This is a genomic window from Erwinia sp. E_sp_B01_1 (assembly GCF_036865545.1).
Classification (GTDB): domain Bacteria; phylum Pseudomonadota; class Gammaproteobacteria; order Enterobacterales; family Enterobacteriaceae; genus Erwinia.
In genome coordinates this window covers 2,422,378-2,440,391 of record NZ_CP142208.1, presented here as the reverse complement: position 1 = coordinate 2,440,391, position 18,014 = coordinate 2,422,378, and the positions used below count along the sequence as shown (strand labels likewise).

The following is an 18,014-nucleotide window of genomic DNA, read 5'->3' as shown; positions in this document are numbered from 1 at the left end:
CCACATAGTCTTTGCCCGGCAAATCTTAGCTGTATTTGATATTTCTCCTTGTGACGAAAAAACATAATAGTGGCAGCAGAAAAGGCCAGGTTTCCTCGCCTTCACCTGATAATCCTGCTACGGGGGCATTATGACTCTTCCCACAACTTTGCCGGTACTCGATCTTTCCCATCTTCAGGGAGACAAAACCCAGCGGCAGACTTTTCTCAACGAGCTGAGCAAGAGTGCGCGTGAAGTTGGATTTTTCTATCTGATTAATCACGGCGTCGATCAACAACTTTCTGCCGATGTTCAGCGAGTTTCCCGGCAATTTTTTGCGCTCCCTGAAGAAGAGAAACAGCAGGTGGCGATGTTCCACTCGCCGCATTTCCGTGGTTATAACCGCGCTGGCTCAGAGATTACCCGCAACCAGCCAGACTGGCGGGAACAGTTCGACATAGGTGCAGAGCGCCCGGCTTTGCCTCTCAAAGCGGGCGATGCGGGCTGGAAGCGACTGCAGGGCCCCAATCTGTGGCCGGCATCGTTGCCGGAACTGCAAACCGTACTGCTTAAGTGGCAGGCTCAGATGACCAGCATGTCACTGCACCTGCTGCGTGCCTTTGCTGAAGCTCTTGCGTTGCCGGTCACGGCTTTCGATGCCCTGTACGGGGAGAAACCCAACGAGCACGTCAAACTGATTCGCTATCCGGGGCAGACCGCAGAAGGGGGAAGTCAGGGCGTGGGTGCCCATAAAGACTCCGGCTTTCTGAGTTTTCTTTTGCAGGATCGGCAGCGTGGATTACAGGTGGAAGTGGAGCCTGACCACTGGATTGATGCGCTGCCACGCGAAGGCGCGTTTGTGGTCAACATCGGCGAACTGCTGGAGCTGGCAACCAATGGCTATCTGCGCGCCACCGTGCATCGGGTTATCTCTCCGCAGGCCGACCGGGATCGGCTCTCCGTCGCGTTTTTCCTTGGGGCACAACTGGATGCTGTAGTGCCCGTCTACCAGCTCCGCGAAGAGATTGCCCGCCTGGCAACCGGCCCGGCCAGCGATCCCCACAATCCATTGTTACGGGATGTGGGCTGGAATTACCTCAAGGGGCGTCTGCGCTCCCATCCTGATGTGGCGGCTCGCTGGTACAGCGATCTGCTGACAACACCCGAAACGACTTACTAAAACAAGGATTTTATCTATGCGTTATGCCTCTTTTTCTGTGGCAGGGATTGCTCTGTCTGTGGCATTGGCTTTAAACGTTCAGGCGGCTGAACTGCGTGTGGCGGCCGATCCGGTGCCTCATGCCGAAATCCTGAATTATGTGAAAAAAATCGATCCTTCCCTGGACCTGAAGGTGATCGAACTCACCAGTGGCATCAATGCCAACGAACTGCTGGCCAACGGTGATGTGCAGGCCAACTATTTCCAGCATGCGCCTTATCTGCACGATCAGGAAAAGGCGCTGGGTCAAAAATTTGCAGTGGTGGCAACGGTGCATATCGAACCGCTGGGGATCTACTCCCACAAGGTCAAAAATTTAAAAGATGTTAAGGATAAAGCCACCGTGGCGGTGCCAAACAACGTGACGAATCTCAGTCGCGCGCTCTATCTGTTACAGGCAAACGGCCTGATCAAACTTAAAGAGGGTTTTACCGATCCGGCCAAAAATCAGGCCACGCCGCAGGGCATTGCAGAGAACCCCAAACATCTTAAAATCCTCGAAGTGGAGTCACCGCAGATCCCCAGGTCGCTGGATGATGTCGATTTAGCGGTAATCAACGGTAACTATGCGCTGGAGGCGGGTCTGGTCCCGGCAAAGGATGCGTTAGGCCTTGAAAGCGCTAGCCATAATCCTTACGCCAATCTGCTGGTGACCACGCCGGCCCTGCAAAACGATCCGCAGATCAAAAAGCTGGCAGCTGACCTGGAATCCCCGCAGGTGGCCGACTTTATTCGCAAAAATTACAACGGGTCGGTGATCCCTGTAGCGGGGCAATAGCCATGATCGTGATTGACGACGTCAGCAAATATTACACCCTGGGTCAGCCTCCGGCACTGGAGCAGGTTTCTCTTACCGTGCCAGACCGGGCGATATACGGGATCCTCGGGCGCAGTGGAGCGGGTAAAAGCACGCTTATACGCTGTCTGAATCTGCTTGAGCAGCCCACGTCCGGGCGGATTCTGGTCGATGGAGAAGACATTACCCGGTTCTCCAGCGCTTTGCTGCGCCGTCATCGCCAGCGTTGCGGCATGATTTTTCAGCACTTTAATCTGCTGCACAGCCGCAGCGTGGCGGACAACGTGGCGGTGCCGCTGGAGATTGCCGGGATACAGCGTGAGCAGCGTGAAGCCCGCGTGACGGAGCTGCTGTCGCTGGTAGGGCTGAGCGACAAGGCATCGGCTTTTCCCTCTCAGCTTTCCGGTGGGCAAAAGCAGCGGGTAGGGATTGCCCGCGCGCTCGCCGTAAGGCCTGATTATCTGTTATGTGACGAGGCCACCAGTGCGCTGGATGGCGAAACCACCCGTTCGGTACTGGCGTTGCTGAAAGAGATTAATCAGCAACTGGGACTGACCATTGTGATGATTACCCATCAGATTGAGGTGGTGAAAGCCATTTGCGATCGGGCAGCCCTGATTGAGAAGGGCCGGGTGACGGAAGAAGGATCGTTGCAGGAGCTGCTTCTCAATCCGCATTCGCAGTTGCGCGGGGCTTTACTGCACGATCAGGAAGAAGAACGCGCCTTTTTGCGCCGTCATGGACTGGATGTGATGCAACAGGTCAACCAGAAGGAATTCAGTTATGCGCGGTAACCTGGACTGGAATACGTATCTGGCTCTGCTCGGCAATGGCACCCTTGAAACCTTATATATGGTGGGCCTGGCCGGATTCTTTACCGTACTGGTCGGTCTGCCGCTGGGCGTGATGCTATTTATCAGCCGCCGTAAAGGCCTGAAACCCCTACCTCAGGTAAACACTTTACTGGCTACGGTGGTGAACATCGGGCGATCGTTACCTTTCGTGGTATTACTCATCGCCCTGATCCCCTTCACCCGGCTGATTATTGGCACCACGCTTGGCAGTACTGCTGCCATAGTGCCAATCACTATCGGGGCGATCCCGTTCTTTGCCCGCCTGGTGGAAAACGCGCTGGATGAAGTGGATAAAGGGCGCATTGAGGCCATTCTGTCGATGGGCGGGTCTGACTGGCAGGTGATCAGCAAGGCGTTACTCCCTGAAGCTTTACCTGCTTTACTGGCAAGCATCACCCTGACGCTGGTGATGCTGATTGGCTTCTCCTCTATGGCCGGAGTGATTGGCGGCGGAGGATTAGGCGATCTGGCTATCCGCTATGGCTATCAACGCTTTAACCAGCCGGTGATGATCGGCACGGTCGCGGTGTTAATCGTACTGGTACAGGGAACGCAGTTTATTGGCGATCGACTGGTGGCATCACTGGCTCACCGTCGATAACAGAGAAGAACCTGACAACGCGTTGTATACTGTCTGAATCACACTGATTTTTAATATCTTTCAGACAGGGATCATCATGGAGTTGGGGAAACTGAATAAACAGGGTATTTGCGAGGCTGCCAGTTTCTTACTGGTGTTTGGGGCATTGTTTCTGATTTTCCCCCTGCGGCTGCTGCCCTGTTTTCTTGCCGGATTTATTGTCTATGAAACTATCCTTGCGTTAACCCCCTGGGTGGAGAGGCTGGTGAAAGGCCCGCTGGCCCGCTGGATCATTATCTTCTTCCTGACGGTAATCATCCTGGTGGCGCTGGCGGGCGGGGTCACCAAACTGATTGGGTTTTTACTGCATGATTTCCAGAACCCGGCAGCCTTCCATGCTGCGGCAAGCAAGCTGCTTGAGGATGCCCAACGCACGCTCTCTCCGGTGGTGACACGTTATCTGCCCGCGGACATTGATGAGCTCCAGCATCAGGTTATCACCTGGCTGCGTGAGCATCTGGTGGTAGTGCAAACACTGGGACGCACAGCGGCGCACACCTTTGCCACCATGCTGATTGGTATGCTGCTGGGGGCGATCATCTCACTGCGCGTCAGCAGCCTGAATACCCGTGATGCGCCTCTTAAACACGCGCTGCTGGATCGTCTGACTATCCTGGCCGCTTCCTTCCATAACGTGGTGTTTGCGCAAATCAAAGTTTCGCTGGTTAACACCGTGCTGACCTGTGGCTTCCTGTTTGGCGTGCTGCCGCTGTTTGGCCTGCACTTCCCGTTTGCCAAAACTGTGGTGGTGCTGACCTTCGTGGCGGGGCTGCTGCCGATTATCGGTAACCTGATTTCCAATACGGTGATTGTGTTGATCGGTCTCTCTATCTCGTTGAAAGCGGCGGTGATTGCCCTGATCTTCCTGATACTGGTGCACAAACTGGAATACTTTATCAATGCGCGCATTTTTGGCAGCCGCATCAATGCCAAAACCTGGGAAATCCTGCTGGCAATGCTGGTGTTTGAATCGGCCTTCGGTCTGGCCGGCGTAGTTGCCGCGCCGGTTTACTACGCCTACCTGAAAAGCGAACTGCGTCTGGCGCGGTTAATCTGATTTCGCGCTGCCAGAAAGCGGCAGCGTGCGCATTCTCCCACTGCAAAACTGCCCGCGCTGTGACGAAGTTTATCGCTGGCAGTTTTAGCTAACTCTCTCTTCCGGGGCCGGTTTTTCCGGCCTGTTTTTATTCTGCGATCCATATCCGGGCTTTACCCCGCTATCCATCGACCTTATGGTAGAGAAAACGACTGACTGTTGAGCCCCACATGCCTGCGCTTTTGGATACGTTGCTGCACCAAATCCTGCTTTCTATGCCGTTGTTTATTCTGATTGCCCTGGGCTGGTTGCTGGTTCGCTGGCAGAAATGGCCCGGAAGCATCACCGAAGCCCTGAATCGCGTGGTGTTTAAGATTGCGCTGCCCGCCATGCTGTTCAGGTTGATGAGTGATTTCAGCAAAAGTCCCCCGGTTGATGCCCGCCTGTTAATCGCTTTTTTTGGCAGTTGCCTGATTGTTTTTGTGCTGGGAAGGCTGATCGCCAGCCGCGTATTTAAACTCGACGGTATCTCTGGCTCGGTTTTCGCGCTGGGTGGAATATTTTCCAATAACGTTATGCTTGGTTTGCCGATTGCCACCGTGATGCTGGGCGAACGGGCCATTCCGTCAGTCGCGCTGGTGCTGGTTTTCAATGGGCTGATCCTCTGGACGCTGGCGACAGTCTCCGTTGAATGGTTCAAACATGGCGCGCTGAATCTGAAAGGGTTTGGCAAAACGGCGATTAGCGTGCTGAAAAATCCGCTGATTATCGCCATCCTCTCCGGCACCCTGTTCAGCCTTACCGGAGTACCGCTACCGCAGATGGTGGATCAGCCCATCAGTATGCTGGGCAAAATCGCCGTTCCGCTGGCGCTGGTGGCACTGGGGATGAGCCTGGCGGCCTATCAGATGAAAGAGGGGCTGCGAGAGAGCTATGCCATCTGCCTGCTGAAACTGATTGTTCAGCCGCTGGTGATTTGGGCGCTGGCCTGGCTGATTGGTCTGCCGCCGCTGGAGAGCAAAGTGGTGGTGTTGCTGGGATCGATGTCCGTCGGCATCAACGTCTATCTGATGTCACAACAGTTTAATGTGCTGAAAGGCCCGGCAGCCACCAGTATGTTGCTGTCGACGATCTTCTCAGCGGTGACCACGCCCGTGCTGCTGATGGTGATGGACCTCGTCTGACGAGGAAATGTGAGCGGCCTTGCGGATTCAACGCGGGGTGCTTGCGGTAAGAGTATTTATTTCATTATCTTCTTTAATCGGTTTATTTGTTTCGTTTGCACCGGCAGGCGAGGCAGGCCGATCCTGACTCTGGAGAAGAATAATGAAAACCTGTAAAGCCCTGCTGCTGGTCGTTTCGCTGAGCTGTTCCGCTTCCGCGCTGGCGGAGACAATCGGCGTTTCAATGGCCTATTTCGACCAAAACTTTCTGACTATTATCCGCCACTCTATAGATAAAGAGGCCAAAGCCAGAGGCATCACCGTGCAGTTTGAAGATGCGCGGGGGGATGTGGGCAGGCAGACCGATCAGGTCCAGAGCTTTATCAGCGCCGGTGTGGATGCAATCATTGTTGACCCGGTAAATTCCGCCGGCACACCCGCAATGACCAGACTGGTTACCGCTGCGAAAATCCCGCTGGTCTACGTTAACCGCACGCCTGGCGATAAAAAACTGCCAGATGGCGTGGTGTTTGTCGGTTCCGATGAGAAACAGTCCGGGACGCTGCAGATGGAGGAGCTGGCGCGACTGGCAAACTATCAGGGCAACGTGGCGGTGATGATTGGCAATCTGACCGATGCGGGTGCCATCCAGCGGACTAAAGATGTGGAGCAGGTGGTTGCCAAATACCCGAAAATGAAAGTGGTGCAGAAACAGACCGCCAACTATTCCCGCAATGAGGGGATGGATCTGATGCTCAACTGGATGACCAATGGTGAGGAGATCGATATCGTTGCGGCCAATAATGACGAAATGGCTATTGGGGCGATCATGGGTCTGCAACAGGCGGGCAAAAAAGAGAGCAAAATCCTGATTGGTGGGATTGATGCCACCCCGGACGGCCTGAAGGCGATGTCCAGTGGCAGGATGCAGGTCACGGTTTTTCAGGATGCTATCGGTCAGGGCAAAGCCTCGGTGGATGTCGCCCAGCGCATGATCAGAGGCGAAAAACTTGACCCTTACTACTGGATCCCGTTTGAGTTGGTCACCCCAGCCACGTTGCAGAAATACGTTGATAAGGAATAGACGCTAATTCTCCCGGCGGGGTAAACTCCGCCGATGAATAAAAAACTGATTATTGCGGCGATCCTGGCGATTGTTGCCACCGCCGCCGGGCTGCGTCATCCAGCCGAACAACATCACTCTACAGAAAGCCAGGAGACGACTCAGCAGCAGACGGGCCGGCACGCATCGGCGGAGAGCAGCGATGAGGCCTTCCCACGTTCATCTTCAGAGAGCCGCGACAATACTGTCGGCTCCGGCAGCGATATCACCGAACTGACTAAGTTACAGCGGGTGGCTGATTATCTGCACCAGCATCAGCGGCTGCCTTCTTATTACCTCACCAAATCACAGGCCCGGCGTCAGGGCTGGGAACCCAGCAAAGGCAATCTTTGCCAGATCCTGCCAGGCCGGGCGATTGGCGGGGATCATTTTTCAAACCGGGAAAAGGTACTGCCAGAAAAGCAGGGGAGACGCTGGTTTGAAGCGGATGTGAACTATGACTGTGGCCGACGCGGCAGCGATCGTATGCTCTATTCCAGCGACGGCATGATTTACGTCACCCGCGATCACTACCGCCATGTTGAACAGGTGTACTGAGATGAACACGATCAGTTTTGATTTTGACCAGATCGCTGATGTCCCGGACTTCTACCGCCAGTTTACCCGCAAGTTCGCTATTGAAATGGCCTTTGGGGCCAATCTTGATGCGTTATGGGATGCGCTGACCGGCATGATCGAATTACCCGCGCACGTTACCTTCCGCCATCTGGATCAGCATAAAGATGCGCAGCAGTTCGCGGGCATTATTGCGGTACTGCGTGAGGCGGAAGCCGAACTGAACGGCAAGTTCAGCCTGCGTATTCGCTGAGAGTGACAGGAAAGAATTCATTAAGTTACAAGACTCTTCCCGATTCGCAGCCTGAACATCAAGGCTGGGAGGAAATGACAGGCCGGCCCGGACAGTTAATTTACTCTCCGGGCCGGTTTGGTGATTAACGCCCGATTTGCTTGAGGATCGCGGCCAGCTGCTCGCGATGTTCTGCGTCAATCTCGCGCGCGGCAGAGTAACCGGCGTTCTGCAGGATCATCTCGTTCAGGCCAACCAGCCAGTCATAAATATACCAGGCGGCATAATTATTGGGTTTCAGATCCAGTCTGGTCAGTCGCTGCCCGGGGCCAAGACTTGCCGTCTGCGTTTCCGGTTTGGCAAAAATTTTCTGCCCCCGGTTAATCTTGCTCTCCGGCCTTTGTGCTTCGGGCAGATGCTGGAAGCCAAGCCAGGCGACAAAATCGCCCATCACGCTGAGCGCGCGGGAAACCTGACGATCGGCCATCATCTCTACCGGCGTACCTGGCGCTTCATGATCGGTGAGCATTTTTACCAGCGCGGCTTCAATGTCCAGACGAATACTGGCTGTTACCAGCTCCTCGGTCAGCATCTCCAGCGTGGGCTTGGTGACGCCAAGCAGCTCCAGCAGCGGCCCCTGATCCGGTAACTGACGAAGCACATTGATCCAGTGACGATAAACCTGCTGGGCAAACTCAGCTTCAGGTTCTTCCTGCGCGGGTTTCTCCTCCGGATTGAGTAAACCTGCCACCGGCTCATCGCTCAGCAGATCAATACTGATCCCGATGCCGAAGGGATCCTCCTCGCTCAGCGCATATTCTTCAACCAGCGGGCGCTGGCCAGGATTCTGCCGTTGCAGGAACAGGTGGCGCAGCGTCTCACGCGAGGGCAGTAAACGTTCCAGCAGCTCACCGTGGACGCCGGTACGCGCCTGCAACGACTTCAGCAGCGTTCCCGCAATGCGCAGTCGGGCCTGAGGTTCCTCTTTTTCAGAAGCGAGATGCCAGCGGCCCAATAAGTTTTCGCTCAGCTCGCGGCGGATCTCCTCACGCTGCTCCTGCAGGCGTTCCAGCTTGCTCTCGCGGCGGACTTCGCTTACCAGCCAGCCGGCCATACGTTTGACGCCTTTCTCATCCATCGCCAGCATCGACCCCCAGGCATCGCCAGGGTTACCGACGTAACGCTGAACGGCAGCGTCAAAGTTTTGCCCGTGAGTAATACGCTGGTCGAAGGGCGTCAATGCCCAGATCAGGCCGGGTTTGCGCCCGTTGCGAATCTGGCTATTTTCCCCCTGAGTCTGCCTGACCCAGTTATCCAGCACGCGGCCCACGGTGCGGGTGTCGGTACGCTGGCCGACGGCGCTGCAAACCATCAGTAAATTCACTTCCTGATGTTCCGCGGAACGGGTCAGCAGGAAAGGGCGTTTGGCGGTGATAAAGTCCAGCGCCAGCGCATGTTGTTCATCATCCGGCACCACGGCAGGCGTTTCAAAGCCGGGATAGTCCAGCAGATCGACCTGCTCAAATAAATTTTCACGCGGGGCGCTGTAGAGCGGCATCACAACTTCCCGGCCAAGCAGCGCCAGCTCGGCTAACGGCAGGTTGACCGGCTGAAGATTGCGGCCATTATGCTGTGGCACCACCTGAATGACCCGATCGGATGAGGCATTGAAATAGCGCAAGCCGTGGGTGTTCAGCACGCTGAGCGACGAATCGTCCAGCACCGAAAGCGGTGCCAGCACGCGGGGCACGCAGGAAACATGGTGCAGCACATGCGCAAGCTGGCGGTAAAGGGCGGTGAGTTCACGATCCTCTCCCCATAACAGGGAAAACAGCCGCGCACGGTCGTCCACGCCCAGCATGGGTGCAAGCTCAACCGCCAGCGGCCAGAAATGCGACTCCAGCGCTTTACTGACGCAGAGCTGAGCCGTCGCCAGGCGATCCCACAGAGCCACCACATCATGGGTGTTCATCCCGTCGATGGCTTCAGCCTGACGGTACATAGAGACGGTTTTCAGCCGCTCCGAAATCTGCTGTTCATCCAGCACGCTCGCCCGTTCGCCTGAACGGCGTGCCCAGAGATCGGCCAGAATCGCCACCAGTTCTTCTTCACTTAACAGCGCAATCTGCACCGGCCACTCGTTATCCACCCGCAGCTGCTGACCGCTGTAACGGGTCACCATAGTGCCGGTTAACTGTTGCGGATTGAGCTGGCTGTAATCGAGCGTGGTGTTGCCCAGCGCAATCTCGGTTCTGCCTTTCTCACTGGCAGCCAGCGCGGTGATCAGATAGGACTTTCCCGCCTGGGAAAGTCCAAAAAAGCCGATGGCGCACTCTTTTCCGGCGGCCTCCAGCAAACGGGTCGCTTTATTACGCTGGCGCTGAAGCCGGACGCTGAGACGATCGGCTTCCATATTCAGGCGCGGCGAACTTTCACGGGCGCTGTCCAGCCAGGCTACCGACTGTTCGATGCCTTTGGTCAGGGCTTCCAGTTTTTTGCCGAACGGCCCGGACAACTGTTTAGGCGTCAACGGTTTCATTTCTTGTATACGCTCCCACTGTCAATCCAGTAATGGCTGATTCCCGATCCGCTGCTGGCCAAGGTGTTCAGCCTGAGACGTAAATGCTCCAGCGGGACCTGGCTGCCATCATCTAACGTGGCATCAGCAATTTCAAATCGTTCCGGGCCAAATTCGCCGGACTCTTTAGCCACCGCCAGTTTAATTTTCAGCACCTTATCACCTGCCACGCTGCGCGCCAGTTGCGGATCGGCAATCGACAGCGTATAGAGCGGTGAGGCTGGCCAGCGGTCATTATCCAGCTGACGGAAGCCCAGCGTCATCGCGCCACGGACCTGGAACCGCTGGCGGGCATCCAGACGGAATTCCGCGTCGTCCAGATCGATATCGCCATACCAGACATTATCGCTGCCCAGTGCCCCGTTGCTGTCCAGCATCCCCAGATAGCGGATGGTGGAATAGGGCTGGAAATCGCCAGCCTTGAACCAGAAGTTAGCCAGACGCAGATCCAGCGACAGCAGGCAAAGCATCGCGCCGACCGCCGCGGTGGATTTCGGGTTCTCAATCCGGCCCTGTTTGTTAAACGGATACCAGTCATTGGTGTGATAGCCGTCCAGAGAGAGAATACGGCTGACCGGTAAAGGCTGCAGATGGCGGAACAGCGCCTGAACGCCAGGGAAGCGTGAAGGGCGGCCGGTCAGCAGCAGAACATCGCAGTCATACACCGCGACAACTTCGGACATTGAGCGCAGGCTCTGAGTAATATTCATGCGCGGCGACAGGAACTCCGCGTGAAGTTTGCTCATTTTGACCACCAGCGGGACACGCAGGATATCAAACTCTGCGGCTTCGCCCGGCAGCTCACGCTGGATCTCGCGGTTGATATAGTCCAGCAGCTTTCTGGTGGGGGGCAGCGCCAGCAGCTCTTCAAAACGCGCATCGACTTCGGCATTCAGCTCCAGCGGGTCAAACTGCTCGTAAGCTTCCAGAATAGCCTGGCCAACCGGAATAAAGATCTGCAATGTCACCTGCTGGCGCAATGTGGAGTGACCATCGAGCCGCCCCTCGTGGCCGAACAGCCGGGTCATTACCCCTTCCGGATTGATCATGCCCGCCTGTTTAAAGGCGGCCTGTAGCGCAGGCAACACATAGAGTTGGATCACATCCAGCAGAATGTCGTCACCCGCCAGCTTGAACCCTTCACGGAACAGCAGGCGAGGCATGATTTTCACGTTAGTGCCCACGCCATCATCAAGACGGTACTGGGTAATCGCCAGATCCGTGGTGCCGCCACCGATATCAATCGAGGCGATGCGCAGGGTTTTGCCTGGCTGCTCATCTGCCGCGCGGGCACGATCCGGGCGCGCCATGCTGACGAAGAACGCTTCGGCACGGCCACCAAAGTTCACCTGGGTTTCGTTATAGAGATAAACCATCTGACCGCAGGTCGCTTCGTCCCACTCCATCTGCACTTCCGGCACGGGTACCTGGCTTTTGGCTTTGTCTTTGGCGGTGGTGAAATCGTCATCGGCCGGGTGCCAGCACATGGCTTTCCACACCAGCGCGATCGCTTCGTGCATCCGGCGGCGGAAAATCTCCCGCTCCGGTTTAGGCATCGCAGAAGGTAATGTCAGAATAATGTTACGCAACTGACGGGGGGCGCTGCTGTGCAGCATCTTCTGGCGCTGCACCGCGCTGTTCATCTGCATCAGCGCCTGAGCCAGCAGTTCAGAGAGCATAAAGCTCATCACCGAGCTGCGGCTGTACTGCGGCGAGAACACCGGCAGGCGCTCATCCAGCGGCTGGTTGTAAAGAGGCTGGCCTTCGTCATTCACCAGGTTGGTCATCGGGGCAGCGGTAGCCAGCGGCTCCTGAGCGGCATTGCCCGGCGTGCGGCTGAAGCGCCAGCCCGGCGTGTAGCTCTCTTCATCCCAGAGATAACGGCGTGGGCTGGAGATACCGGTAGCGCCCTCGGTTCCGAGACGTTGCAGGGCCAGATGACTCGCTTCACGGCCTACACGGGTGATGGAAGGCCAGATAAAGGCATCTTCGCGACCGCTCTCCATCGAGAAATTCTGTTTGCCAAAATTGGCCTGAGCAAACTCCACGCGGCTCTCAAACAGCTCGTTAAACAGCTGATGCGGCTCGCTGAGATTGCGCAGGTGCAGCTCATAGGTATGTTTCAGCCCGTGATGATCGTCAACATGATCTTCCACCATGATCCCGCAGGTATGAGAGTTGCCCACGTCCAGGATCAAATCCACCGGGATGGCTGGTTCCTGCAGGGTGGCTGCACTGATCTTCAGTTCCGGCATGGAAAGCTGATGGCCCAGCATATGCAGGATATTCAGGTAGTGAGCCTGATATTCAAATTCACGCAGGGCGGTGCGGATATTCACCTGTGGACGCTGTTCCACTGAGGAGGCCTGCTGACTGAAAATTTCACGCAGCCAGCCATCGATCCAGGTATGGTCGAGGAACTCACCCAGCTCATTGCTGCGGTGAGCCAGCGCGAAGCTGACGCCATTTTTGACATCGCTTTCATTCAGCGCCAGCGACTCATCTTCGCCTTCGGCCCAGGTCCGGGTTTCAAAAGCCAGACAAATACGGTGCGTGTTGCCGTTCTGATCCGGTTTATCCAGGGCGACAATCTGCACACGCGCCCAGTTATCAGGACCGCCAATAAAGGTGCGCGGGGGAGTGAAACGGAAATAGGGCAGCGGTAGCCAGATGCCATCCAGCAGGCGCAGCGACTGCTCCAGCGGGAAGCTGAATTCAGGCTTGACCACTTCCGGCATATCGCCTGCATTCACCGGCAGCAGATATTTGCCGTTTTGCGTATTAAGGTTCAGACGCAGCAAAGGGCCGTTGGCCGTCTGGCGGACAAATTTCCCCGGCAGCTCGGCATCATGATCCGGCGTCAGCGCAAAGTCGAGGAACTGAATGCCGCTGTTCTGAATCAGCGTCATATTCGGTTTAAAATCAGCGATCGTCGCCAGCATCATCATTTACTCTCGCGCTTCATCGTCATCGGTAACACCGTACTGGCATCATACTGGCCACTACACTCTGCTGCGCCAGTGGCGCCTTGTTTACACACCAGTTCAGGCATCTGATAGCGGGAACCGTCGCTGCACCGGGATTTGGTACGGCTGTTGATCACCAGATTGCCCGAACTCATCAGCCCGGCATAGACATCCACGCGACAGCTGATGCCGCCGCCCTGAACAATTTTAGCCACGCCTTTGCCATTTTTAATCTGATAACGCAACACGGGTGGCTTGCCGGTAAGCGGGTTCTTGCCGCCCACAATCACGCGCCAGTTGCCGTTCAGGAATTTGGTTGACCCCAGTTTGACGGCATCCGCAGGCATCACCAGATCGTCTTTAGCCGCAGGAGGAACATCAACAGCGGGTTGTTCCGGGGCTGCTTCAGTCGCTACTGCCGTGGCCGGCACGCTGGCCGCATCGACCGGCAGATCTGCCGGGCCAGGTTGTGCAGTTACAGCCGCTGGCTGAGGTTGTACCGGAGCAGATTTGGCGTTTTCGGCCACGGCTTCGGGCTGTGCCGGAGCCGGAATAACGGCTGTGGCCGTTGGCGTTTCTGGTTTAGCCGGGGTCTTAGCGGCCTCAGCCTTGCTCTGATCGTCCACCGCAGGCTGAGGGGCTTTCGCTTCGGACGCCGCCTGCGTTTTAGCCGGTTCCGGCTGTGAGACACAGCCTTTGATCTGCACGCCAAAGGCGATCAGCAGGGCGGCGGCAGGTAACATCCAGCCGTAGCGGATCAGGGCATGTTTAGGCGCGGGCTTTTGCTCCAGACTCTGTGGCTCAGCAACTGGTTCCGCGGCGGCTGCGACAGGTTCCACAACCGGGGCCGCAATAACGGCCGGAATAACGACTGGGGCAACCGGCAGGGCGGCAACTTCAGGCACTATCGGGGCAGAAAGTTTAGAAAGGTTTAATGGCGGCTCGTCATCTTCGGCGGCACGCAGGCAGTCCAGCGCATCCAGACGGGATTTTTTCTCAAGGCTGACAAACCCCCAGAACGTCAGGACCGGCTTGCCGCCGACCAGATAAACAAAATTCTGATCGGGGAACTGTATGGCTTTGGCCAGCAGGGCACCAAAAAGTTTCTGGCTGGTTTTTTCAGCGTATTGCGCCTTCTGGCACATGTCGGCCACCGCCTGCTGGCAGGCAATCAGCTGATTAAGCGCGTGCGTGCGGGCGCTGTCACTGGCAGCAGCCCAGGAGGTGACTTTGCCTGAAACCGGGGAATACCAGTCCAGACGGTCTCCGGCATCATTGGACTGAGGAATGGCCAGACAGTCTGCAATCTGCGGCTGCTTTCTGAGGCGCAGCGTTTCGCGCAGTTGCAAAGCGGAAAGATAAACGGGCTGACCGTTCTCGCCGAGAGGCAGAACCGCATCCAGACTTCCGCTGCGTAAGAATGATTTTGCCACGCAAAAAGGACCTTTTTGTCAGAAGCGGAAAATAAATTATTCTCCAGTGTTGCCGATACTGTAGTGGAATTTGACTTAAAGCAAAGGCGGAAATAAGGGGGTAAAGAGGTGATTACTTTCGCAATGAGATTGCAGAATGTCTACGGGCCACGCATCCCATCAAAATCACTGGGTTTAGCTGGGGAACTTCCTCCCGGCGTGGGGGAACCTCTGAGCTATCCGTGGTCGTCAGAAAGGTAATAAAATTTACCGGACAAAAATTAAACATAGCTATTAAATACAACTTAAATAAATGCCTTATTTGCCGATAGTGTATTTGTGACGAATACCAAAAATATGACAATAAGGTTACAACATGATCAGCACGATTAAATCAGGGGTTTTATCGCGAGTTTTTCACAGCGCTTCACGGCATTCGCAGGCAACGCTTAGCTCGCTAAATGACGCCATCGCCATGATTGAATTTACACCGGAAGGATTAATTCTGGGGGCTAATTCGCTATTCCTGGAGAAAATGGGCTACGAATTTCACGAAGTCATTGGCCAGCATCACAGCCTGTTCTGCACGCCTGCACTGGTCAGTTCACCTGAATACAGCCATTTCTGGCAGCGATTAGGCCGGGGAGAAAGCTTCAGCAATAAATTTCTGCGAGTGGCGAAAAATAACCGCCCCTTGTGGCTGGAGGCGAATTATGTCCCGGTACAGGATCGTCATGGCAGAGTGATCAAAATCGTCAAGCTTGCCACCGATATCACCGACCATATCCTGGATGCGCAGGAGCAGCGGGCGATGACGAATGCCATTAATCGTTCAATGGCGGTAATTGCATTTAACCTTACCGGTCAGGTGCTTCGTGCTAACGACAATTTTTTGAAAACCATGGGCTATCAGGCGGCTGAGGTGGTGGGCAAACATCACGGCATGTTTTGTCCTCCTGAAGTCCGAAACAGCAAAGAGTACGCTGAATTCTGGAAAAAGCTGCGTCGGGGTGACTTTGTTTCCGGCCAGTTCGCCCGCGTGAACCGGCAGGGCAAAACGATCTGGCTGCGTGCTACTTATAACCCGGTCTTTGATGAAAACGATCAACTGTATGAAGTGGTGAAGTTTGCCACCGACGTCTCTCCCCAGGTGCTGAAGAATCAACAGGATCGTGAAGCGGCTGAGCATGCTTATCAGGCCGCGCTGGAGACCAGCGAAAACACGCGTGTGGGCGTCAACGTTATTGAAAACAGCGTCAGGAAAATGAATGAGATCGCCGGGGAGCTGCGGAAAGTCTCTAACGATATTAATGGCCTGAGTTCTCAATCCGCACAGATCGGCGTGATTGTTGAAACCATCCGCTCCATTGCCAGCCAGACTAACCTGCTGGCGCTGAACGCGGCTATTGAAGCTGCCCGGGCAGGCACGCATGGCCGCAGCTTTGCGGTGGTGGCTAACGAGGTCCGCAGCCTTGCTGCCAATATTCATACCGCCAGCCAGGAGATCAGTGGTGTTGTCGACCGCAATCATGAACTTGCCAGTCTGGCCCAGAAAAATATCACCGCAAACCTGATCCGCGCTGATGAGGGCGTGCATCTCGTGCGCGAAGCCGGGGATGTGATTGTCGATATCCAGGCCAATTCTGCTCAGGTTGTGGAGGCTATAGGTAACGTGACAAATAAATTGACGGATTAAATTGAGAGGCGGATGGTGGCTTAATCGCCAGTAGTGACTGAAAAACCAGCACTATTTACATGCAGATACAAACGAAGCAGCAAGGATGCCTCGTTTCGGTGCATTGCGACTATTTGGGCTTTGCTAAACTTCTCAGGGTATTTCCCAATCCGAGGTGAAGAGTGAAAATTAAAAGTTACGCAGCGATGAAAGCCGGTCAGGCGCTTGAACTGTACGAGTACGATCCGGGTGAACTGAGTACAGAAGAAGTGGAAGTCGAGGTTGAATACTGTGGAGTCTGCCATTCTGACCTCTCAATGATCGACAACGAGTGGGGCATCTCCCGATTCCCTACCATTGCCGGCCATGAAGTGATTGGACGTGTTTCTGCACTGGGTGAGTCTGCGCAATCCAAAGGATTGAAAGTGGGCCAGCGCGTGGGGATCGGCTGGACGGCCAAAAGCTGTCAGCACTGCGATGCCTGTATCAACGGCGAGCAGGTCAACTGTGAAAAGGGCACCACGCCAACCATTCTGAACCACGGCGGCTTTGCTGAGAAACTGCGTGCAGACTGGCAGTGGGTGATCCCGCTTCCGGAGAAGCTGGATCTGGCAAGTGCCGGTCCTTTACTGTGTGGCGGCATTACCGTCTTCAAACCGCTGCTGATGAGCAATATTACGGCAACCAGCCGTGTGGGCGTGATCGGTATCGGTGGTCTGGGACACATTGCGATTAAAATCCTGCGTGCAATGGGGGCGGAAGTTGTGGCTTTCAGTTCCACGCCGGACAAAAAGCAGTCGATTCTGGATATGGGGGCTGATGAGGTGATCAACAGCCGCGATCCTCAGGCACTGAAGGCGCAGGCAGGGCGTTTTGATCTGATCATCAGCACCGTAGCGGTAGATCTTGACTGGAAACCTTACTTTGCCGCACTGGCACCAAAAGGGAAATTCCACACCGTAGGCGCAGTGATGAAACCCTTCCAGGTCGGCGCGTTTGATTTGATCATGGGCGACAAGGCGTTGACGGGTTCCTCTACAGGATCGCCGGGCCAGCTACGTTCGCTGCTGAAACTGGCTTCCCGCGCCAATATCGCCCCCACCGTTGAATTCTTCCCGATGTCGAAAATCAACGAAGCGCTGGACCACGTCCGTGCCGGTAAAGCTAACTTCCGTGTGGTACTGAAAGCCGATTTCTGATCCTTTAAGGTCTTCAAACCGGTTTAAACCAGCGCACAGGCGCTGTTTTTTTTGTCAGAAACAGGGGAGAATTGCACTGACGGGCACCATTCAGTATGGTGTCGGCAATTTCTCCCTGTTAACAGGATGCACTATGACACCTCATTCACCGAAAGATCCCCTGCACGGCCTGACGCTTGAAGCCCTGCTGAATGCGCTGGTGGCTCGCTATGGGTGGGCAGAGATGGCTGCACGCATCAATATCAACTGCTTCAAGAGCGATCCAAGCATCAAATCCAGCCTGAAGTTTTTGCGCCGCACGCCGTGGGCGCGCAAAGAAGTGGAAGAGTTCTATATTGCCTCGCTGGATGAACCAGCAGCCCCTGAACCAGAGCTGCCCGCCGACAGCCCCTGGGCTAACTGGAAAAAGAAAGAATAAGTTTCAGGATGGGGATCTGGCAGTAACCCGGTCAATCAGATGCTGGCCAGCGTAGCGGAGAGCATTCAGGATCATCGTTAGTCCGGTTATTCTCCAATATCGCCAGGACTTGTAAGACAGTACTGGCGGTTGTACGAATTTACTGGCCCCCCTGGCTGGTTGAACCCCC

15 protein-coding genes are annotated in these 18,014 nt (G+C 55.5%); 12 read left to right on the top strand and 3 right to left on the bottom strand.

Going from position 1 to position 18,014, the window contains the following annotated elements; all coding sequences use genetic code 11:
- Positions 1-130 precede the first annotated feature (130 nt).
- The 9 genes from VRC33_RS11615 (at position 131) to VRC33_RS11575 (ending at position 7,618) form a co-directional block, all read left to right on the top strand.
- Complete coding sequence (locus VRC33_RS11615) at positions 131-1,159, top strand: isopenicillin N synthase family oxygenase (protein WP_338555956.1); 1,029 nt, start codon at positions 131-133, stop codon at positions 1,157-1,159.
- 16 nt (positions 1,160-1,175) lie between these two features.
- A complete protein-coding gene (locus VRC33_RS11610; RefSeq protein WP_338555954.1) occupies positions 1,176-1,976 on the top strand; it encodes a MetQ/NlpA family ABC transporter substrate-binding protein in 801 nt (266 codons plus the stop codon).
- A gap of 2 nt (positions 1,977-1,978) precedes the next feature.
- Positions 1,979-2,788 (top strand): ATP-binding cassette domain-containing protein, encoded by an 810-nt coding sequence (locus VRC33_RS11605; RefSeq protein WP_338555952.1) that lies wholly within the window; start codon positions 1,979-1,981, stop codon positions 2,786-2,788.
- Positions 2,778-3,449, top strand: coding sequence for a methionine ABC transporter permease (locus tag VRC33_RS11600; RefSeq protein WP_338555950.1), 672 nt, complete (start codon positions 2,778-2,780; stop codon positions 3,447-3,449). Before VRC33_RS11605 ends, VRC33_RS11600 begins: the two co-directional genes overlap by 11 nt.
- Positions 3,450-3,525: 76 nt before the next feature.
- On the top strand, positions 3,526-4,545 hold the full coding sequence (locus VRC33_RS11595) for an AI-2E family transporter (RefSeq protein ID WP_338555948.1): 1,020 nt from the start codon (positions 3,526-3,528) through the stop codon (positions 4,543-4,545).
- Positions 4,546-4,754: 209 nt separating this feature from the next.
- Complete coding sequence (locus tag VRC33_RS11590) at positions 4,755-5,708, top strand: AEC family transporter (RefSeq protein ID WP_338555946.1); 954 nt, start codon at positions 4,755-4,757, stop codon at positions 5,706-5,708.
- A 142-nt stretch (positions 5,709-5,850) separates the two neighbouring features.
- Positions 5,851-6,771: a sugar ABC transporter substrate-binding protein gene (locus VRC33_RS11585; protein ID WP_338576713.1), complete on the top strand. Its 921-nt coding sequence runs from the start codon at positions 5,851-5,853 to the stop codon at positions 6,769-6,771.
- A 33-nt stretch (positions 6,772-6,804) separates the two neighbouring features.
- Positions 6,805-7,347, top strand: coding sequence for a ribonuclease domain-containing protein (locus VRC33_RS11580; RefSeq protein WP_338555944.1), 543 nt, complete (start codon positions 6,805-6,807; stop codon positions 7,345-7,347).
- A 1-nt stretch (position 7,348) separates the two neighbouring features.
- Complete coding sequence (locus VRC33_RS11575; protein ID WP_338555942.1) at positions 7,349-7,618, top strand: barstar family protein; 270 nt, start codon at positions 7,349-7,351, stop codon at positions 7,616-7,618.
- A gap of 124 nt (positions 7,619-7,742) precedes the next feature.
- On the opposite strand, the gene VRC33_RS11570 is transcribed toward VRC33_RS11575, so the two are convergent.
- The 3 genes from VRC33_RS11570 to VRC33_RS11560 are packed head-to-tail and all read right to left on the bottom strand — an operon-like array spanning position 7,743 to position 14,574.
- Positions 7,743-10,136, bottom strand: coding sequence for a virulence factor SrfC family protein (locus tag VRC33_RS11570; RefSeq protein ID WP_338555940.1), 2,394 nt, complete (start codon positions 10,134-10,136; stop codon positions 7,743-7,745).
- Entirely contained in the window at positions 10,133-13,117 is a 2,985-nt protein-coding gene (locus VRC33_RS11565) for a virulence factor SrfB (protein WP_338564273.1), read from the bottom strand. The genes VRC33_RS11570 and VRC33_RS11565 overlap by 4 nt, the downstream gene beginning before the upstream one ends.
- A gap of 2 nt (positions 13,118-13,119) precedes the next feature.
- Complete coding sequence (locus tag VRC33_RS11560; protein ID WP_338555938.1) at positions 13,120-14,574, bottom strand: SrfA family protein; 1,455 nt, start codon at positions 14,572-14,574, stop codon at positions 13,120-13,122.
- A 355-nt stretch (positions 14,575-14,929) separates the two neighbouring features.
- On the opposite strand from VRC33_RS11560, the gene VRC33_RS11555 reads away from it, so the two are divergent.
- The 3 genes from VRC33_RS11555 (at position 14,930) to VRC33_RS11545 (ending at position 17,845) form a co-directional block, all read left to right on the top strand.
- Positions 14,930-16,249: a PAS domain-containing methyl-accepting chemotaxis protein gene (locus tag VRC33_RS11555; RefSeq protein WP_338555936.1), complete on the top strand. Its 1,320-nt coding sequence runs from the start codon at positions 14,930-14,932 to the stop codon at positions 16,247-16,249.
- Between the two features lie 185 nt (positions 16,250-16,434).
- Positions 16,435-17,427, top strand: coding sequence for an NAD(P)-dependent alcohol dehydrogenase (locus VRC33_RS11550; protein WP_338564270.1), 993 nt, complete (start codon positions 16,435-16,437; stop codon positions 17,425-17,427).
- Between the two features lie 133 nt (positions 17,428-17,560).
- Entirely contained in the window at positions 17,561-17,845 is a 285-nt protein-coding gene (locus VRC33_RS11545; RefSeq protein ID WP_338555933.1) for a VF530 family protein, read from the top strand.
- Positions 17,846-18,014: the final 169 nt, after the last annotated feature.